We start from the raw sequence: 18,071 nt of genomic DNA, 5'->3' as shown, positions 1-18,071 counted from the left end.
CATCGTCGTGAAAGCGCAATCAGATCGTGCCGTTCGCGCGCAGCGCATCGATCCGCGCGCGGTCGTAGCCGAGTTCCGAGAGGATCGCGTCGGTATGCTGGCCGAGCGCCGGCACCGCATCCATGCGCGGCTCGACGCCGGCCGGCAGGCCGGGCGGCAATAGCGCTGGCACCGGGCCCGCGGCCGTGTCGACGCTGCGCCAGCGCTCCCGCGCCTGCAATTGCGGGTGAAGCCATACGTCGTCGAGCGTGTTCATCCGTGCGTTCGCGATACCGGCCGCGTCGAGCCGCTGCATCACGTCGGCGGCCGTCAGCGTCGCAAATGCATCGACGATCAGCGCATCCACCACGTCGCGCGCCGCATGCCGTTTCGAATTCGCATTGAAACGCGGATCGTCGGCCAGCGCCGGCTGCCGCAGCACCTGCTCGCAGAACAGCTTCCATTCGCGCTCGTTCTGCAGCCCGAGCATCACGGTCTTGCCGTCGCCGGCCGGGAACGGCCCGTACGGGCAGATCGTCGCGTGCGACGCGCCCGATGGCGAGGGCGGGCTTTGGCCGTCGATCGCGTAGTAGAGCGGGTAGCCCATCCACTCGACCATGCTCTCCAGCATCGACACGTCGATCCGGCAACCTTCACCGGTGCGGCCGCGCATCAGCAGCGCGCTCAGGATGCTGGTGTACGCGTACATGCCGGCCGCGATGTCCGCGATCGAGCAGCCGGCCTTCGCCGGTTGCCCGGCCGAGCCCGTGATCGACAGGAACCCGGCTTCGCTCTGGATCAGCAGGTCGTAGGCCTTGCGGTCGCGATACGGGCCGTCGCCGCCGTAACCCGAGATGTCGCAGACGATCAGGCGCGGATGCGTGTGCTTCAATGCGTCGTAGCCGAGGCCGAGCCGCTCGGCCGCGCCGGGCGCGAGATTCTGCACGAGCACGTCGGCATCCGCGAGCAGCGCGTCGAGCACGGCGGCCGCATCGGGTTGCTTGACGTCGAGCGTCAGGCTCTCCTTCGAGCGGTTCACCCACACGAAGTGCGACGACAGCCCGTGCACGCGTTCGTCGTAGCCGCGCGCGAAATCGCCGCTGCCGGGCCGTTCGATCTTGATCACGCGCGCGCCGAGATCGGCGAGCTGGCGCGTGCAGAACGGCGCCGCGATCGCATGTTCGAGGGTGATCACCTTGATGCCGTCGAGGGGTCGCATCGTCGGCCTCCGTCAGAACGAGCGCGGCAGGTCGAGGATGTGCTCCGCGACGTAGGCCAGGATCAGGTTGGTCGAGATCGGCGCGACCTGGTACAGCCGCGTCTCGCGAAACTTGCGCTCGACGTCGTATTCGCATGCGAAGCCGAAGCCGCCGTGGAATTGCAGGCATGCGTTCGCGGCCTCCCACGACGCGTCGGCCGCGAGCAGCTTCGCCATGTTCGCCTGCGCGCCGCACGGCGCGTGCGCATCGAACCGGCGCGCGGCGTCGAAACGCATCAGGCTCGCGGCCTCGACGTTCACGAACGCGCGCGCGATCGGAAACTGCACGCCCTGGTTCTGCCCGATCGGGCGACCGAACACGACGCGCTCCTTCACGTACTGCGACACCTTGTCGATGAACCAGTAGCCGTCGCCGATGCATTCGGCCGCGATCAGCGTGCGCTCCGCGTTCAGCCCGTCGAGGATGTACTTGAAGCCCTGCCCCTCCTCGCCGATCAGGTTCTCGGCCGGAATCTCGAGGTTGTCGAAGAACAGCTCGTTGGTCTCGTGATTGACCATGTTCGGAATCGGCCGCACCGTCAGCCCGTGACCGATGGCGTCGTGCAGGTCGACGACGAAGATCGACATCCCTTCGGACTTTTTCTTCACGTCGGCGAGCGGCGTCGTGCGCGCGAGCAGGATCATCAGGTCCGAATGCTGCACGCGCGAGATCCATACCTTCTGCCCGTTGATCACGTAACGATCGCCGCGCCGCTCGGCGGTCGTCTTGATCTTCGTCGTGTCGGTGCCGGTGGTCGGCTCGGTCACGGCCATCGACTGCAGGCGCAGCTCGCCGCTCGCGATCTTCGGCAGGTACGCGCGCTTCTGTTCGGCCGAACCGTGGCGCAACAGCGTGCCCATGTTGTACATCTGCCCGTGGCACGCGCCGGAGTTGCCGCCCGCGCGGTTGATCTCCTCCATGATGATCGACGCCTCGGTGAGCCCGAGCCCCGAGCCGCCGTATTCCTGCGGAATCAGCGCGGCGAGCCAGCCGGCCTTGGTCAGCGCGTCGACGAACGCGTCGGGATAGCCGCGCGCGTCGTCGATGTGGCGGAAATACTCGCCGGGAAACTGGCTGCACAGGTCGCGCACCGCTTCGCGGATGTCCTGGTACGGGTCGTGTTGCGTCGTCTGCATGTCCGTCGTCGATGAAGGAAGAAAGGAAAGGGAGCGCGTCATGCGAGGGTCGCGGTGGCCTGCATCGTCAGCCAGCCGTCGCGATCCTTCGCCCACAGCTCGATCGTGCGGCCGTCGTCCGACGGCTTGCCGCACAGCGTGAACGGCTGCCCGTCGAAGGTCGGGCGCACCGCGCGAAACGCGAAGCTCGCGAGCGTCGCGTCCGGCCGTTCGCGGTGCACGAGATCGACGAGCAGCGTCGCGATCAGCGGACCGTGCACGACGAGCCCCGGATAGCCTTCTTCCTGCGTCACGTAGCTGCGGTCGTAGTGAATGCGATGACCGTTGAAGGTCAGCGCCGAATAGCGGAACAGCATCACCGCGTCGGCCGTGACCGTGCGCGACCACGCTTCGCCGGCAGGCGGCGCGACCGGCTTCGGTGCGGGCGCACCCGGCTGCGGCGCGTCGCGATAAACGATGTCGTGCTCCTCCTCGACGCACAGCGCGCCGCCGGCTTCGATCCGGTGCTGCACCGTCACGAACACGAGCCGGCCGCTGCGGCCCGTCTTGTCCTCGATGTTCGCGATCGTCGATTCGCGCGTCGCGCGCTGCCCGGCACGCAGCGGCGCATGGAACGTCAGCCGGCCGCCGGCCCACATGCGGCGCGGCAGCGGCACCGGCGGCAGGAAGCCGCCGCGCTTCGGATGGCCGTCGGGGCCGACCTCGGCCAGCGGCGCGACCGGCAGGAAGTAGAGCCAGTGCCACATCGGCGGCACGACGTCGCCGAGCGACGGGCGGTCGAGCGTGGCGGCCAGCGCGTTCAGCGGGAACGCGGTGATGTCGTCACCGAGCGTTTCGGTCTTGCCGAGCCACGCGTCGAGCGACGCGGAGGCGGCAGGCTGCGGGGATGAGGTCGGCACGTCGGTCTCCGGTGCGCTTGCAATGACCCTAATATGCACGCCACGCGCGGCTTCGCGAAGTCGGTTTTCCCGAACCGGGGCTTCGAATTTGCTTAACGCACACGGGCGGGCGCCGTGCTGCCGGACGGTTCTCGTCTGACTATTCAATATAGTCGGCCCGCCGAACGTGCACGGTTCGCGGTCGCGGGCCTTGCGCTTGACCCCGGACGACACGCCGCCTAAATTGCTTCAGACGGGCCGGCCGGGCCGCATGCGACGTGTCATCCGGGTGACAAAAACGATAGTTTGCTATCGAATGTTTTTGCCCCTATCATCTCGCCCATGACCAATCTGCACGACCTCCGCCTCGCCGTCAGCAGCCTGCTCGTGCTCACCGCGCGCAAGTGGCGCCGCACCAGCGACGGCGTGCTGACCGCGTACAACGTGTCCGAGGCCTGCGCGACGCCGCTGCTGATCGCCGGGCGCCTCGGCGAAGGCGTGCGGCAAGGCACGCTCGCCGAGCACGTCGGCATCGAAGGGCCGTCGCTCGTGCGCCTGCTCGATCAATTGTGCGCGGCCGGCCTCGCACGCCGCGACGAGGACCCGCACGATCGCCGCGCGAAGACGATCTCGCTGACGGCTGCCGGCCGCGCGGTCACCGCGCAGATGGAGGACGACCTGCGCGCGCTGCGCGCCCAGGTGCTCAAGGGCGTGTCGCGCGCCGATCTCGAAGCCACGCTGCGCGTGCTGCACGCGTTCAACGCAGCCGACCCGCATCCGCCGGCGTCGCGCCCGCCCCACTCCGCCGATTCCGCGTCATGACCTATCCGAGCCTCCGCGACTGGCTGTTCTCGGGCAAGACATTCGCCGCGTCGATGCTGGCGCTGTACCTCGGCCTGTATTTCCAGTTGCCGCGCCCGTACTGGGCGATGGCGAGCGTCTACATCGTGTCGAACCCGTTCGTCGGCGCGACGCGCTCGAAGGCGCTGTACCGCGCGCTCGGCACCGCGCTCGGGGCGGCCGCCGCGATCTTCTTCGTGCCGCCGTTCGTCGAGACGCCGCTCCTGTTCAGCATCATCGTCGCGACCTGGTGCGGCACGCTGCTGTACCTCGCGATCTCCGACCGCACCGCGCGCAGCTACGTCTTCATGCTCGCCGGCTATACGATGCCGCTGGTCGCGCTGCCCACCGTCACCGATCCGTCCACCATCTTCGACGTCGCGATCGCGCGCACCGAGGAAATCGTGCTCGGCATCGTGTGCGCGAGCGTGGTCGGCAGTGCCGTGTTCCCGAACCGGCTCGCGCCGACGCTGATCGAGCGCACCGACGCGTGGTTCAAGGACGCCGCGTTCTACGGCCGCGAAACGCTGTCCGGGCACCTGGCCGGCAAGGCGCTGTCCGCGTGCCGGCAGCGGCTCGCCGCGACCATCACCGGCCTAGAATTCCTGCTGAGCCAGCTGGGCTACGACCATGCGCATCCGCGCGTGCTGGCGCGCGCGCAGGCGCTCGCGGGCCGGATGCAGCTGTTCCTGCCGCTGATGTCGTCGCTCGCCGATCCGCTGATCGCGCTGATGCGCGACCTGCACGTGCGCCCGCCCGCACTCGACGCGCTGCTGGCCGACGCCGCAAAGTGGTTCGACGCGCCGCTGCCGGCCGTGAAGGCCGGCTCCGACGGCGCCATGGCGCACGATCCGGTCGCGGACGACCTGCGCGAGCGCATCGCCGCGCTGCAGCCGCCCGACAGCGCACTGACGAGCTGGGACGGCGCGCTGCTGTCGAATGCGCTGTGGCGGCTGCGCCAGGTCATCGACATCTGGCAGGACTGCCGTTCGCTGCGCGCATTGATCGCGAACGAGTCGGGCGTGTGGCAGCCGCGCTACCGGCACTGGCGGCTCGGCGGCACCGAACGCTTCTTCGATCGCGGGATGATGCTGTTCTCGACGCTGACCGTCGTGTTCGCGATCGTGTTCGCGTGCTGGCTGTGGATCTCGTCCGGCTGGCACGACGGCGCGGCCGCCGTCACGCTCGTGGCCGTGTCGTGCAGCTTCTTCGCCGCGCTCGACGAGCCCGCGCCGCTGGTGTTCAAGTTCTTCCTGTCGACCACCGCGAGCGTCGTGTTCGCGGGCCTGTACCTGTTCGTCGTGCTGCCGCACGTACACGATTTCGTGATGCTCGTGCTGATGTTCGCAGGCCCGTTCATCCTGATCGGCACGCTGCTGCCGCGCCCGCAGTTCAACATGGTGACGATGCTCGTCGCGGTGAACACGGCCACCTTCATCAGCATCCAGAGTGCGTACGAGGCCGATTTCTTCGTGTTCCTGAACAGCAACCTCGCGGGCGTCGCCGGGCTGCTGTTCGCATACGTGTGGACGCGCGCGACGCGACCGTTCGGCGCCGAACTCGCGGTACGGCGCCTGCTGCGCTCGGGCTGGGAGGACGTCGCGCGCTCCGCGTCGACGCAGCCGCTCGACGATCAGCGCAACCACGCATCGCGGATGCTCGACCGCGTCACGCAACTGCTGCCGCGCCTCGGGGCGTCCGACGACCACCGCCACCCGTCGATCGAAAGCTTTCGCGACCTGCGCATCGCGCTGAATGCGCTCGACCTGCGCCGCTCGCGGCGCCGGCTGTCGGGCGACGTGCCCGACGCGATAGATCGCGTGCTGGCCGGCGTCACCGATCACTACACGCGCTGCGCGGCCGCGAACGCGCGCCAGCCCGTGCCGCCCGCGCTGCTCGCGACGATCGACGACGCGCTGCGGCGCGTGGCCGGCCGCAACCTGCCGGGCGCCGCGCCGGCCGACGGCGCGGCCGCGCCCACGGTGCCAGCCACGCACCGCCGGCTGCGCGACACGCTGCATGCGCTCGTCGGCCTGCGCCTGTCGCTGTATCCGGCTGCGGCCGCGCAAGCGCCGCAGGCGCCGGACGGAGCGCGCGCATGAGCCGGCTTTCCACCTTGTCATTCCGACCGCGACCATGATCGGCGAAATCGATATCTTCGGCGTGTTCGTGCCGGCCCCGCTCGTGCTGATGCTGATCGCATACCTGATCAACATCGTCGTGCGCGCGGTGCTCGAGCGCGTCGGCTTCTACCGCCTCGTCTGGCACCGTTCGATCTTCGACCTCGGCATCTACGTATTCGTGCTGGCCGCCGTCGTGATCGTGTCCCACCAACTCGTGGCTACCTAACGTGAAAAAAACCTGGCTCTCGGCAGGGCAAGTCCTGCTCACCCTGATCGTCGTCATCGTGGCCGGCCTCGTGCTGTGGCGGATCATCAACTACTACATGTTCTCGCCGTGGACGCGCGACGGGCACGTGCGCGCCGACGTGATCCAGGTCGCGCCGGACGTATCAGGCCTCATCACGTCGGTGCAGGTGGCCGACAACCAGGAGGTCAAGCGCGGCCAGGTGCTGTTCGTGATCGACCAGGCGCGCTACGCGCTCGCGGAGCGGCTCGCCGAAGCGACGCTCGCGCAGCGCCGCGCGACGCTGGCGCAGGCGAAGCGCGAATACGCGCGCAACCTGCAGCTCGGCAACCTGGTCGCGAGCGAACAGGTCGAGGAAAGCCGCACGCGCGTCGAGCAGGGCGAGGCGAGCGTCGCCGATGCGCAGGTGTCGCTCGACACCGCGAAGCTGAACCTGCAGCGCACGACGATCGTCAGCCCCGTGGACGGCTACCTGAACGACCGCGCCCCGCGCGTCGGCGAATACGTGCCGGCCGGCCGCGCGGTGCTGTCGGTCGTCGACCGCAACTCGTTCCGCGTCGACGGCTACTTCGAGGAAACCAAGCTGCGCGGCATCCATATCGGGCAGCCGGTCGATATCATCGTGATGGGCGAGCCGCATGCGCTGCGCGGCCACGTGCAAAGCATCGTCGCCGCGATCGAGGATCGCGACCGCACGCAGGGCGCGAACCTGCTGCCGAACGTGAACCCGGCGTTCAGCTGGGTGCGGCTCGCGCAGCGCGTGCCGGTGCGCGTCGTGCTCGACGAGGTGCCCGACGATTTCCGGATGATCGCGGGCCGCACCGCGACCGTGTCGATGCGCGGCGCCGACGCGCGCCGCAACGACGCGAAGCCGGCTGGCGCCAGCACCGCATCGGCGGCCGCGCCGGTTCCCGCTGCGTCCGGTACGGCCGCGAGCGCCGCGGGAGCATCGCAATGAAGCGGCACGGTCTGCGCATCGCGGCGACGCTCGCTCCGCTTGCACTCGCACTCAGTGCGTGCAAGTCGGTCGGCCCCGACTACAAGTTGCCGCAGCACGCGTACGTCAATGCGCCGCTGGCGAACCATGCGCTCGACGACGCGAACGGCGCGCTGGTGTCGCGCGACGCGGTGCCCGGCAACTGGTGGCAGCTGTACGACGACCCGGTACTCGACGGGCTCGTGCGCGATGCGCTGAAGTCGAACACCGACCTGCGCGTCGCCGCGGCCAACCTCGCCCGCTCGCGCGCGGCGCTGGTCGTCGCGAACGAACAGGGCGGCTTCTCGGGCAGCGCGGAAGCGGCCGTGCAGCGCGCGCAGGAATCGGCCGAGCAATACCTGCTCGAAAACAAGCTGCCGGTCGTCAACGAAGGCACGGTCGGCATCAACGTGTCGTACGAGCTCGACCTGTTCGGCAAGCTGCGGCGCGGCGTCGAAGCCGCGCGCGCGGACAGCGAGGCCGTCAAGGCGGCCGGCGACCTGGCACGCATCACCGTCGTGGCCGACGTCGTGCGCGCGTACGTCGAAGCGTGCTCGGCCGGCGACGAACTGGCGATCGCGAAGCAGTCGCTCGCGCTGCAGCAGCAGCGCGTGAAACTGTCGCAACGACTGCGCGATGCCGGACGCGGCAACCAGACCGACGTGACCCGCGGCGTCACGCAGGTGCGCACGCTCTCCGCCGACATTCCGCGCTTCGAAGGCCGCCGCAAGGTCGCGCAGTACCAGCTCGCCGCGCTGCTCGCGCGCGCGCCGGCCGACCTGCCGAAAGCCGCCGCCGAGTGCGAACGCCTGCCGAAGCTGCGTCAGCCGATTCCGATCGGCGACGGCGCCGCGCTGCTGCGCCGCCGCCCCGACGTGCGCGAGGCCGAGCGGCAGCTCGCCGCCGCGACCGCGCGGATCGGCGTGGCGACCGCCGCGCTGTACCCGTCGGTCAGCATCGGTGCGTCGGCCGGCTCGATCGGCGTCGCCGCCGACCTGTTCTCGTCCACCACGAATCGCTGGTCGTTCGGTCCGCTGATCAGCTGGTCGTTCCCGGTCAACGGCCAGCGTGCGCGCGTGCGCGAAGCCGAAGCCGCGACGGGCGGCGCACTCGCGCACTTCGACGGCGTCGTGCTGAATGCGTTGCGCGAAACGCAGTCGAGCCTTGCGACCTACGCGGCCGACGTGCAGCGCACGGACGCGCTGCGCACCGCGTACGAGTCGGCCCGCAATTCCGCCGACGAAACCCATCGTCTCTATGCGGCCGGCCGCGAATCGTTCATTTCCGATCTCGACGCGACGCGCACGTTGACGAGTGTGCGGGCGCAGGTCGCGGCGGCCGAAGGTCAGGTCGCGGCCGACCAGGTGCGGCTCTTTCTCGCGCTCGGCGGTGGATGGGACGGTGACGGTGCGGCAGCCGCCGCGGACGCCGGCTCCGCGGCCACGGCGCCCGCGGCCGGCCAGTCGACGCCGTAGCGCCGTCGCGGTCGGGATATGACGCCCGCGTGACGACACGCCCTGTGGCGACGCGTTTTACCGATTCGCGCCATCGCATTCGCACGGCCTGCGTTGACGGTACACTGGCCGATGCATTTCCATTCATCTGCTGCCGCGGCCGGCCCGGCCGCGGCATCCACCCGGAGAGTCATCATGCGAACCAGCGCCCGCAACCAATTCGCCGGCCAGATCGGCGCCGTCAAACCCGGTGCCGTCAACGACGAAATCACGCTGCGCACGCAGGACGGCCTTGAGATCGTCGCGGTGATCACCCACGGCAGCGCGGCATCGCTGGGCCTCGCGGCCGGTACGAAGGCGTTCGCGCTCGTCAAGGCATCGTCGGTCATCGTGATGGTCGACGTCGACAGCAGCAAGGTGTCGGCCCGCAACTGCGTCGCGGGCACCGTCGCGTCGATCGCGAAGGGCGCGGTCAATTCGGAAGTGGTGATCAAGGCCGCGGGCGGCGCGGAAATCGTCGCGATCGTCACCAACGACAGCGTCGAACGTCTCGGTCTCGCAAGCGGCACCGCTGCCTCCGCGATCTTCAAGGCATCGAGCGTGATCGTCGGCGTCGAGTGATCGCGTGACGATCGCGATGGCGATTCGTTGTGCCCCTCGCATGCGTGCGATCCGGTTCTCGTCCGGAGGCTGGCGATGACCGCTTCGGCCGATCACGCGTATGAAGAGGCGTTGCAGTCGCTGCATTTCGCGGCGGCCAACGCCGACGTGCCCGATGCGCAGCTGTTCGGCACCCTCGTTACGGCACGCGCCGGGCGCAACGAACTCTCGCTGCTGGGCTTGCCTCCCGGCCAGTTCGCCGGCCTGCTGACCCGACAGTTTCCGCATCTGCGATCCGTCGACACCATTGCACTCACGTCGGCGGTCGCACCGCTACCGTTGCCGGCCACGCACTCGGCATTCGTCGCGACGCTGCATGCGCGACTGATGGACGAAGCGAATCCCGCCGTCGCCCGCGACGATGCCGACTGCCTCGCCACGATCATCGCGCATGCGTGTCTGCGCCCCGATCATCTGTGGCGCGACCTCGGGCTCGACGGACGCGACGCGGTGTCCGCGATGCTCGCGCGCTTTTTCCCCACGCTCGCCGCGCGCAACGTCGCTCATCTGCGCTGGAAGAAATTCCTCGCGCAGGAAGTGGCCGCATCGCTCGGCGTGCCGCCCGGGCCCGCACCCGGATGTCCGGGCTGCGAGGATTTCGGTTTCTGCTTTCCTCGTACGTGACGGGTGTCGCGGCAACGGGCGGGCCGATATCCGTTTCGTCGCATCGCCGGCCGGAAAAGCCGCGTTGACCGGCATGGCGAGCGCGCACCTGCCGTTACGCGACTTCGACGCCACATTCGGCTTCCACGAAAAAGCCGCGGATGATGTCCATCCGATCAACAACGGTTGCACGATCGTCAAACCGCAGACCGGTTGCCGGCACGCGTTGCGCTCCTCCACCCGATCGGCAGCGCGCGGCTTCCGGCACGCGAATGCCGGCAACCCACGTTGCCGAACCGATGACCGGCTTTTCCCGCCTCCCATAAACGGTCACCTTGCGATGCAAGGCACGCGTCGCTCACGACACCGTCAATGCCGATGCCGGTGATGAATGTCCGGAAAATGCGCGTGGCTGTGCGTGATCGGCAGATGCACGTGCGGATGCGTGTGCGGTTCGTTGCCGTCATACGGAAAGTCGTGCGCGTGCTGGTGATGGTCGTCGTGCCGATGCCGATGCGTATGCTCGAGCCGCTCGTGCACGTGCGTGTGTTCGTGCCGTTCGCGCACGTGCAGCCAGAGGCCGAGCGCCATCAGCGCGGCCGCGATCCAGAACGTAGCGGGCGGCAGCGCGGGCCAGATCAGCAGCGACAGTGCGACTCCGAATAGCGGGGCGACCGAAAAATATGCGCCAGTGCGCGCGCTGCCGAGATGACGCAGCGCGACCACGAACAACACGAGGCTGATCCCGTAGCCGCCGAGCCCCGTCAGCATCGCCGCGGCCGCGACCGGTAGCGCAGGTAGCGTCGCGCCGGCCGCCAGCGCGATGCCGATGTTCACCGGCCCCGCGATCAGCCCTTTCATGCATGCGATCACCATCGCGTCGTTCGCGGCCACCTTGCGGGTCAGGTTGTTGTCGACCGCCCAGCACAGGCACGCACCGACGATCAGCAGCGCGCCGACCGGCACGCCGGCCCGGCCTGGCGTCCACGACAACAGCGTGCCGCCAGCGACGATCGCCACCATGCCGAGGAACACCTGCGTATCCACGTTCTCGCGAAACACGACCCACGCGATCACCGCCGTCAACACGCCTTCGAGATTGAGCAGCAACGCGCTCGTCGCCGCCGGCGTACTCGACAGCCCGAGCATCAGCAAAGCGGGGCCGGCCACGCCGCCCGCCGCGATCGCACCGGCCAGCCACGGCAGACCGGCACGATGCAACGGCGCGGCGTCCGCGGCCGATGCGCGACGGCTGTGCCAACCGCGCAGCAGAATCCCGATGCCGAGCCCGACGCCGCTGCCGAAATAGAAGAGGCCGGCAACCATGAACGGCGACATTGCACCGATCAGCGCCTTGGCGAGCGGTGTCGCGGCGCCGAACAGGGCGGCGGCGGCGAGCGCGACGAAAATCGCGGAATGTCTCGGGTTCACGGTCCGGGGCGAATTGAGGTTGATGAAACTGGGCGTGGCTTTGGGTCGAGGCGGGCTTGCCTTACCTTTCGAAAGGCTGGCTGTATCGTGCTCGGCTTGCCTGCGGCCGGACGCTCCCATCGTGATTATCGCGCGCCGTTTTGTCGCGGTGGGCAGGCGGGATCGCGCGCACGTCGATCGACGATTTCCGCTTCATCATTTCGGAAAACGAATTATATGGTCAACGCGTTTTCATGATCAGTTATGCATATTATTGATGCTCGATCAGCACGATCGAAACATCATGTGCATGGAGGCCGGTCGACGAATGTGGGTCGTCCGGTCGCGTTGTCTGTTCGACGAGGGAGGGGATGTACCAGCAGGTTCAGCGCCGGTGGAGACAGTCCCGACCTGCCTCTGACGAGGCAAGTCGATCTGGAGTGCCATGCACCGCACGCGACTTGCATGCGGCTACGCGCGGCTCGACGGACGGCAGCGCGGTGCGGATTACTCGTTGCCGGCCGATTGCTGCTCGACCTGCGGCGCGGCGTCGGTCTGCACCGGCGCTTCCGCTTCGGCCTGCGCCGGTTGCGGCGCGGCAGCGGCCTCGGCCTGCTGCTCGGCCTTCGGCTGCTGCGGTGCGCCCTTGGCCGATTGTGCCGCGCCCTTGCCCGGGCGGCGGGCCTTCAGGCGGCGCGCACGTGCCGCGTCGTCGTGCGTCACGCGCCCGGCTTCGTTGCCCTGCAGGTCGACGCGCACCGCGTCTTCGACGAGGCAGGACCAGTAGCGATTGCCGCGGCACCACGTCGACATCGCTTCGCGCAGTTCGGCTTCGTTGAGGCCGACGGCCTGCGCTTCGCGTGCGAGATCGTCCCAGATGCCGACCTTGAGCGGTACTTTGGGGGCCGGATTCTTCGGGAACGCGCGCGGAAACTTCCGCTGCAGTTTGCCGATCGCGACGATGACCGGATCGACCGGCGCCGCCGGCTTCGCCGAAGCAAGCTTCGCCCGATGCTGCGTCTTCGCGCCGGCACCCGGCTTGGCGCCGCGGGACGGCTGGTCGCCGGACTTCGGCTTCGCGCCGGCGTCCGTCGGCGCTGCCGGCCGCTTTGCGTTGCGCTCCTGCTTGGCCTTCGCCGCGAGCTGCGCCCGCAATTCGGCAAGTTGTTCAAAACCCATAAATTCAATCCACCAGGAATATAAGGTGTGGTTCGTGCGGCCATGCCGCGCGGCACAACAGCTTCGCCGCCATGCGTGCGGCCGGCCTGCCGCCGGTGCGGAACACTACGGGGCCGCATCGCGCACGCCACTCTGTTTTCAGGCACCCGGCCTCGATGCCGGACAAGGCAGGAGTGGAAGTATACCGGTACGCGCGACAGGCGGTTGACTCGCCGGTCTGCATTTGTCCGATCCGCGGTGCCGGAAATGCGTCCGCGCGGTCGTGTTGCGCATTATATGGATACGTTTCCGGATGTCACGCCATTCGCGGCCCCTGCTGGGAAATTGCAGCGGGCCGGGCCGACGCGCAAGGCGCAAAGTGCGATCTTCCGCGCGACGGACGTCGAACGGCGTCGTGTCACAACCGCCACGCGTGGCGTAGCCGCCGACCTCGCACGACCCGCCCGCTCGACACGCGTTTGCGCCGGCCGCGATACGCGACTCGTTGCGTGCGCATCGATCGCGTCGCGGACGAAGATCTCGGAAAGTGCGTAGTATGGCCGAATCGACTTCGTTGGCAGCATGTCCCCGCCTGCTTTTCTCCGCGCGCCCGATCGACCGGGCGCGATTCCGTTGCCTGCGAAACGACCTGGTTACACGAGATGGAGCGCAAGCATGGTTTCCCAAGACGACACCCCGCATGACGGCCTCACGCGCGAGGAGATTCACCATCGGCAGATCGACATGCGCGGCTATCGGCGCAGCGATGGCCTGTTCGAAGTGACGGCCTGCCTCGCGGACCGCAAGACCAGCGATTTCACGCCGCCCGGCGGCGCGCGAACGGTCGCGGCACTGACACCGCTCCACGATCTCGGCGTCACGCTGGTGTTCGACGTCGACATGGTCGTTCGCGGCGTCTCCACGTTCATGCGTTCGCATCCGTATGCGCAGTGTTCGGGCGGCGGCAACTCGCTGCAGGCGCTCGTCGGATTGAACATCGGCGCCGGCTGGAACAGCGAGGTTCGCAAGCGCCTGCCGTCCTGCGATACGTGCACGCACTTGAAGGAACTGCTCGGCCCGATCGCGACGACGGCCTATCAGACGATGGTCGGCATGCGGCGATCGTCGCTCGATTACCGCGACAGCGAAGGAAAGCCGCTCAAGATCGACAGTTGCTACGCCTACGGTGCATCGCGCGATCTCGTGAAACGTCTTTGGCCCGAGTACCACCAGCCTTCGGCACCGACGAAGGGCAGTTGAAGTTCCGACGCTCGGCGGTTCGGCGCTGTTTGCGGAAGTTTGCGAAACCGATAGTGCGCGAACGGCTGCGGGCCGTGCCGGTGTCGATCCGGCAGATCGGAGCCGCCGCACTCGTGATCAGAACACGCCCAGTGCCAGCCCTGCAGCAAGACCCGCGCCGAGTTCGGCGCAGCGCGCGAGCGCGTCGCTGTCGATCGTCTTCGTTGCGAGAATACGCTCCGGCGTCTGCGCATGCGTGCAGACGATCAGGCCGGGCGCCACGTTCTTCAGCCGCCATCCGGTCGCGATCCGGTCGATCTGGCGCAACGCGTTCTGCCCGTCGCTTCCCGCGCAGATCATTGCCGCATACGGGCGGCCGTTCACGCGATCGAGCGCCGCGTAGTAGCAGCGATCGAAGAAATCCTTCATCAGCCCGGACATCGCCGCAAGGTTCTCCGGCGTCGCGAACAGGTATGCGTCGGCGGCCAGCACGTCGTCGGCGCTCGTCGCGTCCGCACGCTGCATCCTGACGTCGACGCCAGGCTGCTCGCGAGCTGCACCGGCAGCCGCTTCGGCCATCTGTTGCGTGCCTCCGGTCATCGTGTGATAGACGATCAACAGCGTTTTCATGGGTCGTTGCTCGCATTCGGCTTCGGGTGCGCCGACGGTATCGTCGAGTCCAGGCCAGATGGCCGGCCGGCACGGATGGGCGTCATTTGGCGTTCGTTTTTCCCCGGATCGACCGGTTTGCCTGCTCGCCGACAACGCGCGCATCGCAATGGTTTCGATCTGCCCGGGGAGCCGGATGCTTCCGGATGTGTCCGGGACCGCGTTCAGTCTTGCCGGCGATGCCGTGCAGCGCCGTCGTCGGGTCGCGCGTAGTACGCAAGGAACATATCGGCAGCCGATTCCGCGACCTTCTGCTGCTCCTGCGCCGTCAGCGGCGGCTGGCCCATCGTGATCTGCGGCCAGAACGCGAATGCCTTCACCGCGCCATGCAACTGATGCGCGGCGAACACCGGATCGGTGACCGACAGGCGACCGGCCGCCGCGGCCGCGCGCACCCAGACCGTGACATCTTCCTCGCGCTCGCCGAGACGCTCGACCATGTCGCGCGCCCGTTCCGGCGAATGGATGGCCGCGCCGATCGCGACACGCGCCAGCGCGAGAAAGGCCTCGTCGTTCATCAACCGCAATTTGCGGTCGAGCAACGCGAGCAGTTGCTCGCGCAGCGGCACGTCGGCGCGATAGGTCGGCGAACTGCCGGTGCGAGTCGCATCCCACAACTTGTTCAGGATCGCGGCGAACAGCGTCTCCTTACCGGGGAAGTGGTTATAGACGGTGCGCTTCGACACGTCCGCGCGCGCAGCGATACGATCCATGCTCGTCGCATCGTAGCCCGCGGCGAGAAATTCCTCGATCGCCGCATCGACGATGGCCGCGCGCTTTCGGTCGGTCAGACGCTGAGGGGGAGTACTGGTATCCATACAGAAATTTTACACCGGGCAGTTTACTTACCCCAAAAATAAACTACACTGTTTAGTGTACTTTATTCTCCGGACGAACCGACATGGCATCGCCTCTCGTTTTGATTCATCGCATTCTGGGTTTCGCGGCCGCCCGACGTGGCCGGACGCTCTCCGGCAGTTCGCCGCAGCACAACGGCGAGCGCTTTGCCAATGTCGCGCCGCGCCCCGCCGAAGGATTGGGCAAGACGCTGGGAATCGCGTGGAACATGCTGGTCAACAAGCCGCGTCATACCGTGCCCGCCGGCGCGTTGCCCGTCGATTCGCTGACCCGCGCGGAACTCGACGCGGCACCCGATCGCAGCCTGTATCGGCTCGGCCATTCGACGCTGTTGCTGAAGCTGCGTGGCGAATTCTGGCTGACCGATCCGGTGTTCGCGGAGCGCGCGTCGCCGTTTCGGCGTATCGGCCCCAAGCGCTTTCATGCGCCGCCGATCGCGCTGGAAGATCTTCCGCCGCTGCGCGGCGTGATCCTGTCGCACGATCATTACGATCACCTCGACCGCGACACGGTGCTCGCGCTGGCCGCCACCACCGACGTGTTCGTGACGACGCTGGGCGTCGGCGACCGGCTCATCGAATGGGGTATCGACGTGAACAAGGTCCGCCAGCTCGACTGGTGGCAAAGCATCGATGTGGCCGGGCTGACGCTGACAGCGACGCCTGCCCAGCACTTCTCCGGGCGCAGCCTGTTCGACGGCAACAGTACGCTGTGGGCGTCGTGGGTGATCGTCGACGACGACCTGCGCGTGTTCTTCAGCGGCGATACGGGTTATTTCGACGGCTTCCGGGAGATCGGCGAGCGCCTCGGGCCGTTCGACGTCACGCTGATCGAAACGGGCGCCTATGATGCGCAATGGCCGTACGTTCACATGCAGCCGGAAGAAACCGTGCAGGCGCACATCGATTTGCGCGGGCGCTGGTTGATGCCGATCCACAACGGTACGTTCGACCTCGCGATGCATCGCTGGCAGGAGCCGTTCGAGCGGGTCACGGCGCTGGCGCTCGTGCGCGGTATCGAGCTGTCGACGCCCAGAATGGGCGAACGCCTCGATCTCGACGCGCCGCATCGCGGCGAGCGCTGGTGGCGCACGGTCGACGAGCACGCGGCAACGCCGGCGGCGAAATCGCGACGCTGGCAGCTTTGCGCATCGCAGGCGACGAAGTAGTCCGCAATCGCCGCACGCGCCTTCCGGGAGGATGGCCGTGCAGCGGCGCCGGGTGGTGCATTCGTTGCCGGCTTCCCCGGCACGTCGACGGCCTGCCTGTCGACCCGATTACTAGAGTAGAGAAGTCATGCATCCGGCATCCCTCCGATACATATCCGGCCAACGCAATGATGACGTCGCCATCGCGGCATTCGACCAGGCGAGCGACCGTTCGACCGGTCGCAGCCGCGAGAACGAGCTACGACAGTCGCTCGCGGAGCGCGTCGCGAGATGGACCGAAGGAGTCGATCATCTCGACACGGCCATTCCCAACCTGAGCTTTCATCGAAGGGAAGCGCCGACGCAGCCGATGGAATGCATGGTCGAGCCGAGCTTCGGTCTCGTCGTTCAAGGCGCGAAGCGGGTCATGCAGAGCGGAGACGCCTATATCTATGACACGGACCGCTTTCTGATCACGTCACTCGACCTGCCCGGTTCGACGCAGATCATCGAAGCCAGCCCCGACAAACCGTTTCTCGGGCTCGGCCTCAAGCTCGATTTTCGCGTCATGGCCGAATTGATGATGCAAGTCGCGCCGGATCACGACGATGCGCCGGCCGGCCGCGGGCTCGTCGTGGGCGACATGACCGAGCCTCTGTACGACGCGCTGAACCGGTTGCTCGCGCTGCTGGACGACCCGAACGCGATTGCCGTTCTCGCACCGTATGTCGAGCGGGAAATTTACTATCGGCTGCTGACGAGCGACCAGGGCGCCCGCCTGCGTCAGATTGCGTCCGCCGGCAGTCAGTGCAACCGCGTGTCACGCGCGATCCGGTGGTTGCGCGCTCACTACGACGAGTCGTTGCGTGTCGATGATCTCGCGGCGCAGGTTCAGATGAGCAGTTCGACCTTCCATCACCACTTCCGTCAACTCACCGGCATGAGTCCTCTCCAGTACCAGAAATGGATACGCCTCAACGAGGCACGTCGGCTGATGCTGGCGGAGCGGCTCGACGCCGCGTCGGCAGCATTCAGGGTCGGGTATGCGAGCCCGACCCAGTTCAACCGGGAATATAGCCGGCTGTTCGGTAACTCTCCGCGAAGGGATATCGATAGCCTGCGAGGTGGCGGGGATGTCGCCTTGTCGATCGTCGCGAGTTATTGATGGCGGCACGGTGGGTGGGAATGTGTCGGCTATTACGGGTGAACGGCGCAGGACTGGCGCCTCGCATGCGGGATCGAGCGGACTCAGACTGAAATGCAGCGCCCAACGCCGATATGTTTTCAACTCGGATGAATTGCTCGGCGTCTCCCTTCCTGCTTATCGTCAAACATCGCCGACGTGTATCGTGCGGCCGGGTCCCATACTTTCACCTCTCCTTTGGCTACAGACGAACCGCCCGGAGCTGACGATTTCGGCGGACCGCCCCCTCCCCTC

General features: G+C 67.5%; 18 protein-coding genes. 10 read left to right on the top strand and 8 right to left on the bottom strand.

Going from position 1 to position 18,071, the window contains the following annotated elements; genetic code table 11:
• Positions 1 to 19 precede the first annotated feature (19 nt).
• From AP428_RS30460 to AP428_RS30450, 3 genes are read right to left on the bottom strand one after another with little or no spacing between them, the layout of a single operon-like run.
• Entirely contained in the window at positions 20 to 1,198 is a 1,179-nt protein-coding gene (locus AP428_RS30460; RefSeq protein WP_011549345.1) for a CaiB/BaiF CoA-transferase family protein, read from the bottom strand.
• A gap of 12 nt (positions 1,199 to 1,210) precedes the next feature.
• Positions 1,211 to 2,374 (bottom strand): acyl-CoA dehydrogenase family protein, encoded by a 1,164-nt coding sequence (locus AP428_RS30455; protein ID WP_054928537.1) that lies wholly within the window; start codon positions 2,372 to 2,374, stop codon positions 1,211 to 1,213.
• 38 nt (positions 2,375 to 2,412) lie between these two features.
• A complete protein-coding gene (locus AP428_RS30450) occupies positions 2,413 to 3,273 on the bottom strand; it encodes a MaoC family dehydratase N-terminal domain-containing protein (protein ID WP_011549347.1) in 861 nt (286 codons plus the stop codon).
• Between the two features lie 321 nt (positions 3,274 to 3,594).
• On the opposite strand from AP428_RS30450, the gene AP428_RS30445 reads away from it, so the two are divergent.
• From AP428_RS30445 to AP428_RS30415, 7 genes are all read left to right on the top strand, one after another.
• On the top strand, positions 3,595 to 4,074 hold the full coding sequence (locus tag AP428_RS30445) for a MarR family winged helix-turn-helix transcriptional regulator (RefSeq protein ID WP_011549348.1): 480 nt from the start codon (positions 3,595 to 3,597) through the stop codon (positions 4,072 to 4,074).
• Positions 4,071 to 6,194, top strand: a complete 2,124-nt coding sequence (locus AP428_RS30440) for an FUSC family protein (RefSeq protein ID WP_011549349.1) — start codon at positions 4,071 to 4,073, stop codon at positions 6,192 to 6,194. Before AP428_RS30445 ends, AP428_RS30440 begins: the two co-directional genes overlap by 4 nt.
• Positions 6,195 to 6,228: 34 nt before the next feature.
• Complete coding sequence (locus AP428_RS30435) at positions 6,229 to 6,441, top strand: DUF1656 domain-containing protein (protein WP_006481008.1); 213 nt, start codon at positions 6,229 to 6,231, stop codon at positions 6,439 to 6,441.
• A gap of 1 nt (position 6,442) precedes the next feature.
• Complete coding sequence (locus AP428_RS30430; protein WP_011694969.1) at positions 6,443 to 7,417, top strand: HlyD family secretion protein; 975 nt, start codon at positions 6,443 to 6,445, stop codon at positions 7,415 to 7,417.
• On the top strand, positions 7,414 to 8,910 hold the full coding sequence (locus AP428_RS30425) for an efflux transporter outer membrane subunit (RefSeq protein WP_011694970.1): 1,497 nt from the start codon (positions 7,414 to 7,416) through the stop codon (positions 8,908 to 8,910). The genes AP428_RS30430 and AP428_RS30425 overlap by 4 nt, the downstream gene beginning before the upstream one ends.
• A 174-nt stretch (positions 8,911 to 9,084) precedes the next feature.
• Positions 9,085 to 9,510, top strand: coding sequence for a molybdopterin-binding protein (locus tag AP428_RS30420; protein ID WP_011549350.1), 426 nt, complete (start codon positions 9,085 to 9,087; stop codon positions 9,508 to 9,510).
• Positions 9,511 to 9,585: 75 nt separating this feature from the next.
• Entirely contained in the window at positions 9,586 to 10,173 is a 588-nt protein-coding gene (locus AP428_RS30415; protein WP_011549351.1) for a nitrogen fixation protein NifQ, read from the top strand.
• 94 nt (positions 10,174 to 10,267) lie between these two features.
• On the opposite strand, the gene AP428_RS36995 is transcribed toward AP428_RS30415, so the two are convergent.
• From AP428_RS36995 to AP428_RS30405, 3 genes are all read right to left on the bottom strand, one after another.
• The gene (locus AP428_RS36995) at positions 10,268 to 10,498 is read right to left on the bottom strand and encodes a hypothetical protein (RefSeq protein ID WP_156349363.1); all 231 of its coding nucleotides are present in this window, start codon (positions 10,496 to 10,498) and stop codon (positions 10,268 to 10,270) included.
• A 23-nt stretch (positions 10,499 to 10,521) separates the two neighbouring features.
• Positions 10,522 to 11,583, bottom strand: a complete 1,062-nt coding sequence (locus AP428_RS30410) for a DMT family transporter (RefSeq protein ID WP_011549353.1) — start codon at positions 11,581 to 11,583, stop codon at positions 10,522 to 10,524.
• 486 nt (positions 11,584 to 12,069) lie between these two features.
• Positions 12,070 to 12,741 (bottom strand): ProQ/FinO family protein, encoded by a 672-nt coding sequence (locus AP428_RS30405; protein WP_011549354.1) that lies wholly within the window; start codon positions 12,739 to 12,741, stop codon positions 12,070 to 12,072.
• A 654-nt stretch (positions 12,742 to 13,395) separates the two neighbouring features.
• Here AP428_RS30405 and AP428_RS30400 point away from each other — a divergent pair.
• On the top strand, positions 13,396 to 13,980 hold the full coding sequence (locus AP428_RS30400; RefSeq protein ID WP_011549355.1) for a DUF2889 domain-containing protein: 585 nt from the start codon (positions 13,396 to 13,398) through the stop codon (positions 13,978 to 13,980).
• A 117-nt stretch (positions 13,981 to 14,097) separates the two neighbouring features.
• Here AP428_RS30400 and AP428_RS30395 read toward each other — a convergent pair whose 3' ends face one another.
• Together AP428_RS30395 and AP428_RS30390 are read right to left on the bottom strand one after the other, a co-directional pair.
• The gene (locus tag AP428_RS30395; RefSeq protein WP_011549356.1) at positions 14,098 to 14,589 is read right to left on the bottom strand and encodes a flavodoxin family protein; all 492 of its coding nucleotides are present in this window, start codon (positions 14,587 to 14,589) and stop codon (positions 14,098 to 14,100) included.
• A 203-nt stretch (positions 14,590 to 14,792) separates the two neighbouring features.
• Complete coding sequence (locus AP428_RS30390; protein ID WP_011549357.1) at positions 14,793 to 15,446, bottom strand: TetR/AcrR family transcriptional regulator; 654 nt, start codon at positions 15,444 to 15,446, stop codon at positions 14,793 to 14,795.
• An 83-nt stretch (positions 15,447 to 15,529) separates the two neighbouring features.
• Here AP428_RS30390 and AP428_RS30385 point away from each other — a divergent pair, with 83 nt between their 5' ends.
• Together AP428_RS30385 and AP428_RS30380 are read left to right on the top strand one after the other, a co-directional pair.
• The gene (locus tag AP428_RS30385; RefSeq protein ID WP_011549358.1) at positions 15,530 to 16,654 is read left to right on the top strand and encodes an MBL fold metallo-hydrolase; all 1,125 of its coding nucleotides are present in this window, start codon (positions 15,530 to 15,532) and stop codon (positions 16,652 to 16,654) included.
• Between the two features lie 127 nt (positions 16,655 to 16,781).
• On the top strand, positions 16,782 to 17,798 hold the full coding sequence (locus tag AP428_RS30380) for an AraC family transcriptional regulator (protein ID WP_011549359.1): 1,017 nt from the start codon (positions 16,782 to 16,784) through the stop codon (positions 17,796 to 17,798).
• Positions 17,799 to 18,071: the final 273 nt, after the last annotated feature.

The organism is Burkholderia sp. E168m22 (genome assembly GCF_001319805.1).
Taxonomy (GTDB): Bacteria; Pseudomonadota; Gammaproteobacteria; order Burkholderiales; family Burkholderiaceae; genus Burkholderia; species Burkholderia orbicola.
The sequence above is the reverse complement of the archived record's forward strand: the minus strand, read 5'-3'. Positions and strand labels throughout refer to the sequence as shown.

Coding starts and splice junctions, on each gene's coding strand:
- AP428_RS30460 (WP_011549345.1), bottom strand. CDS start 1,198: ATGCGACCCCTCGACGGCATCAAGGTGATCACCCTCGAACATGCGATC.
- AP428_RS30455 (WP_054928537.1), bottom strand. CDS start 2,374: ATGCAGACGACGCAACACGACCCGTACCAGGACATCCGCGAAGCGGTG.
- AP428_RS30445 (WP_011549348.1), top strand. CDS start 3,595: ATGACCAATCTGCACGACCTCCGCCTCGCCGTCAGCAGCCTGCTCGTG.
- AP428_RS30440 (WP_011549349.1), top strand. CDS start 4,071: ATGACCTATCCGAGCCTCCGCGACTGGCTGTTCTCGGGCAAGACATTC.
- AP428_RS30435 (WP_006481008.1), top strand. CDS start 6,229: ATGATCGGCGAAATCGATATCTTCGGCGTGTTCGTGCCGGCCCCGCTC.
- AP428_RS30425 (WP_011694970.1), top strand. CDS start 7,414: ATGAAGCGGCACGGTCTGCGCATCGCGGCGACGCTCGCTCCGCTTGCA.
- AP428_RS30420 (WP_011549350.1), top strand. CDS start 9,085: ATGCGAACCAGCGCCCGCAACCAATTCGCCGGCCAGATCGGCGCCGTC.
- AP428_RS30415 (WP_011549351.1), top strand. CDS start 9,586: ATGACCGCTTCGGCCGATCACGCGTATGAAGAGGCGTTGCAGTCGCTG.
- AP428_RS30405 (WP_011549354.1), bottom strand. CDS start 12,741: ATGGGTTTTGAACAACTTGCCGAATTGCGGGCGCAGCTCGCGGCGAAG.
- AP428_RS30400 (WP_011549355.1), top strand. CDS start 13,396: ATGGTTTCCCAAGACGACACCCCGCATGACGGCCTCACGCGCGAGGAG.
- AP428_RS30395 (WP_011549356.1), bottom strand. CDS start 14,589: ATGAAAACGCTGTTGATCGTCTATCACACGATGACCGGAGGCACGCAA.
- AP428_RS30390 (WP_011549357.1), bottom strand. CDS start 15,446: ATGGATACCAGTACTCCCCCTCAGCGTCTGACCGACCGAAAGCGCGCG.
- AP428_RS30385 (WP_011549358.1), top strand. CDS start 15,530: ATGGCATCGCCTCTCGTTTTGATTCATCGCATTCTGGGTTTCGCGGCC.
- AP428_RS30380 (WP_011549359.1), top strand. CDS start 16,782: ATGCATCCGGCATCCCTCCGATACATATCCGGCCAACGCAATGATGAC.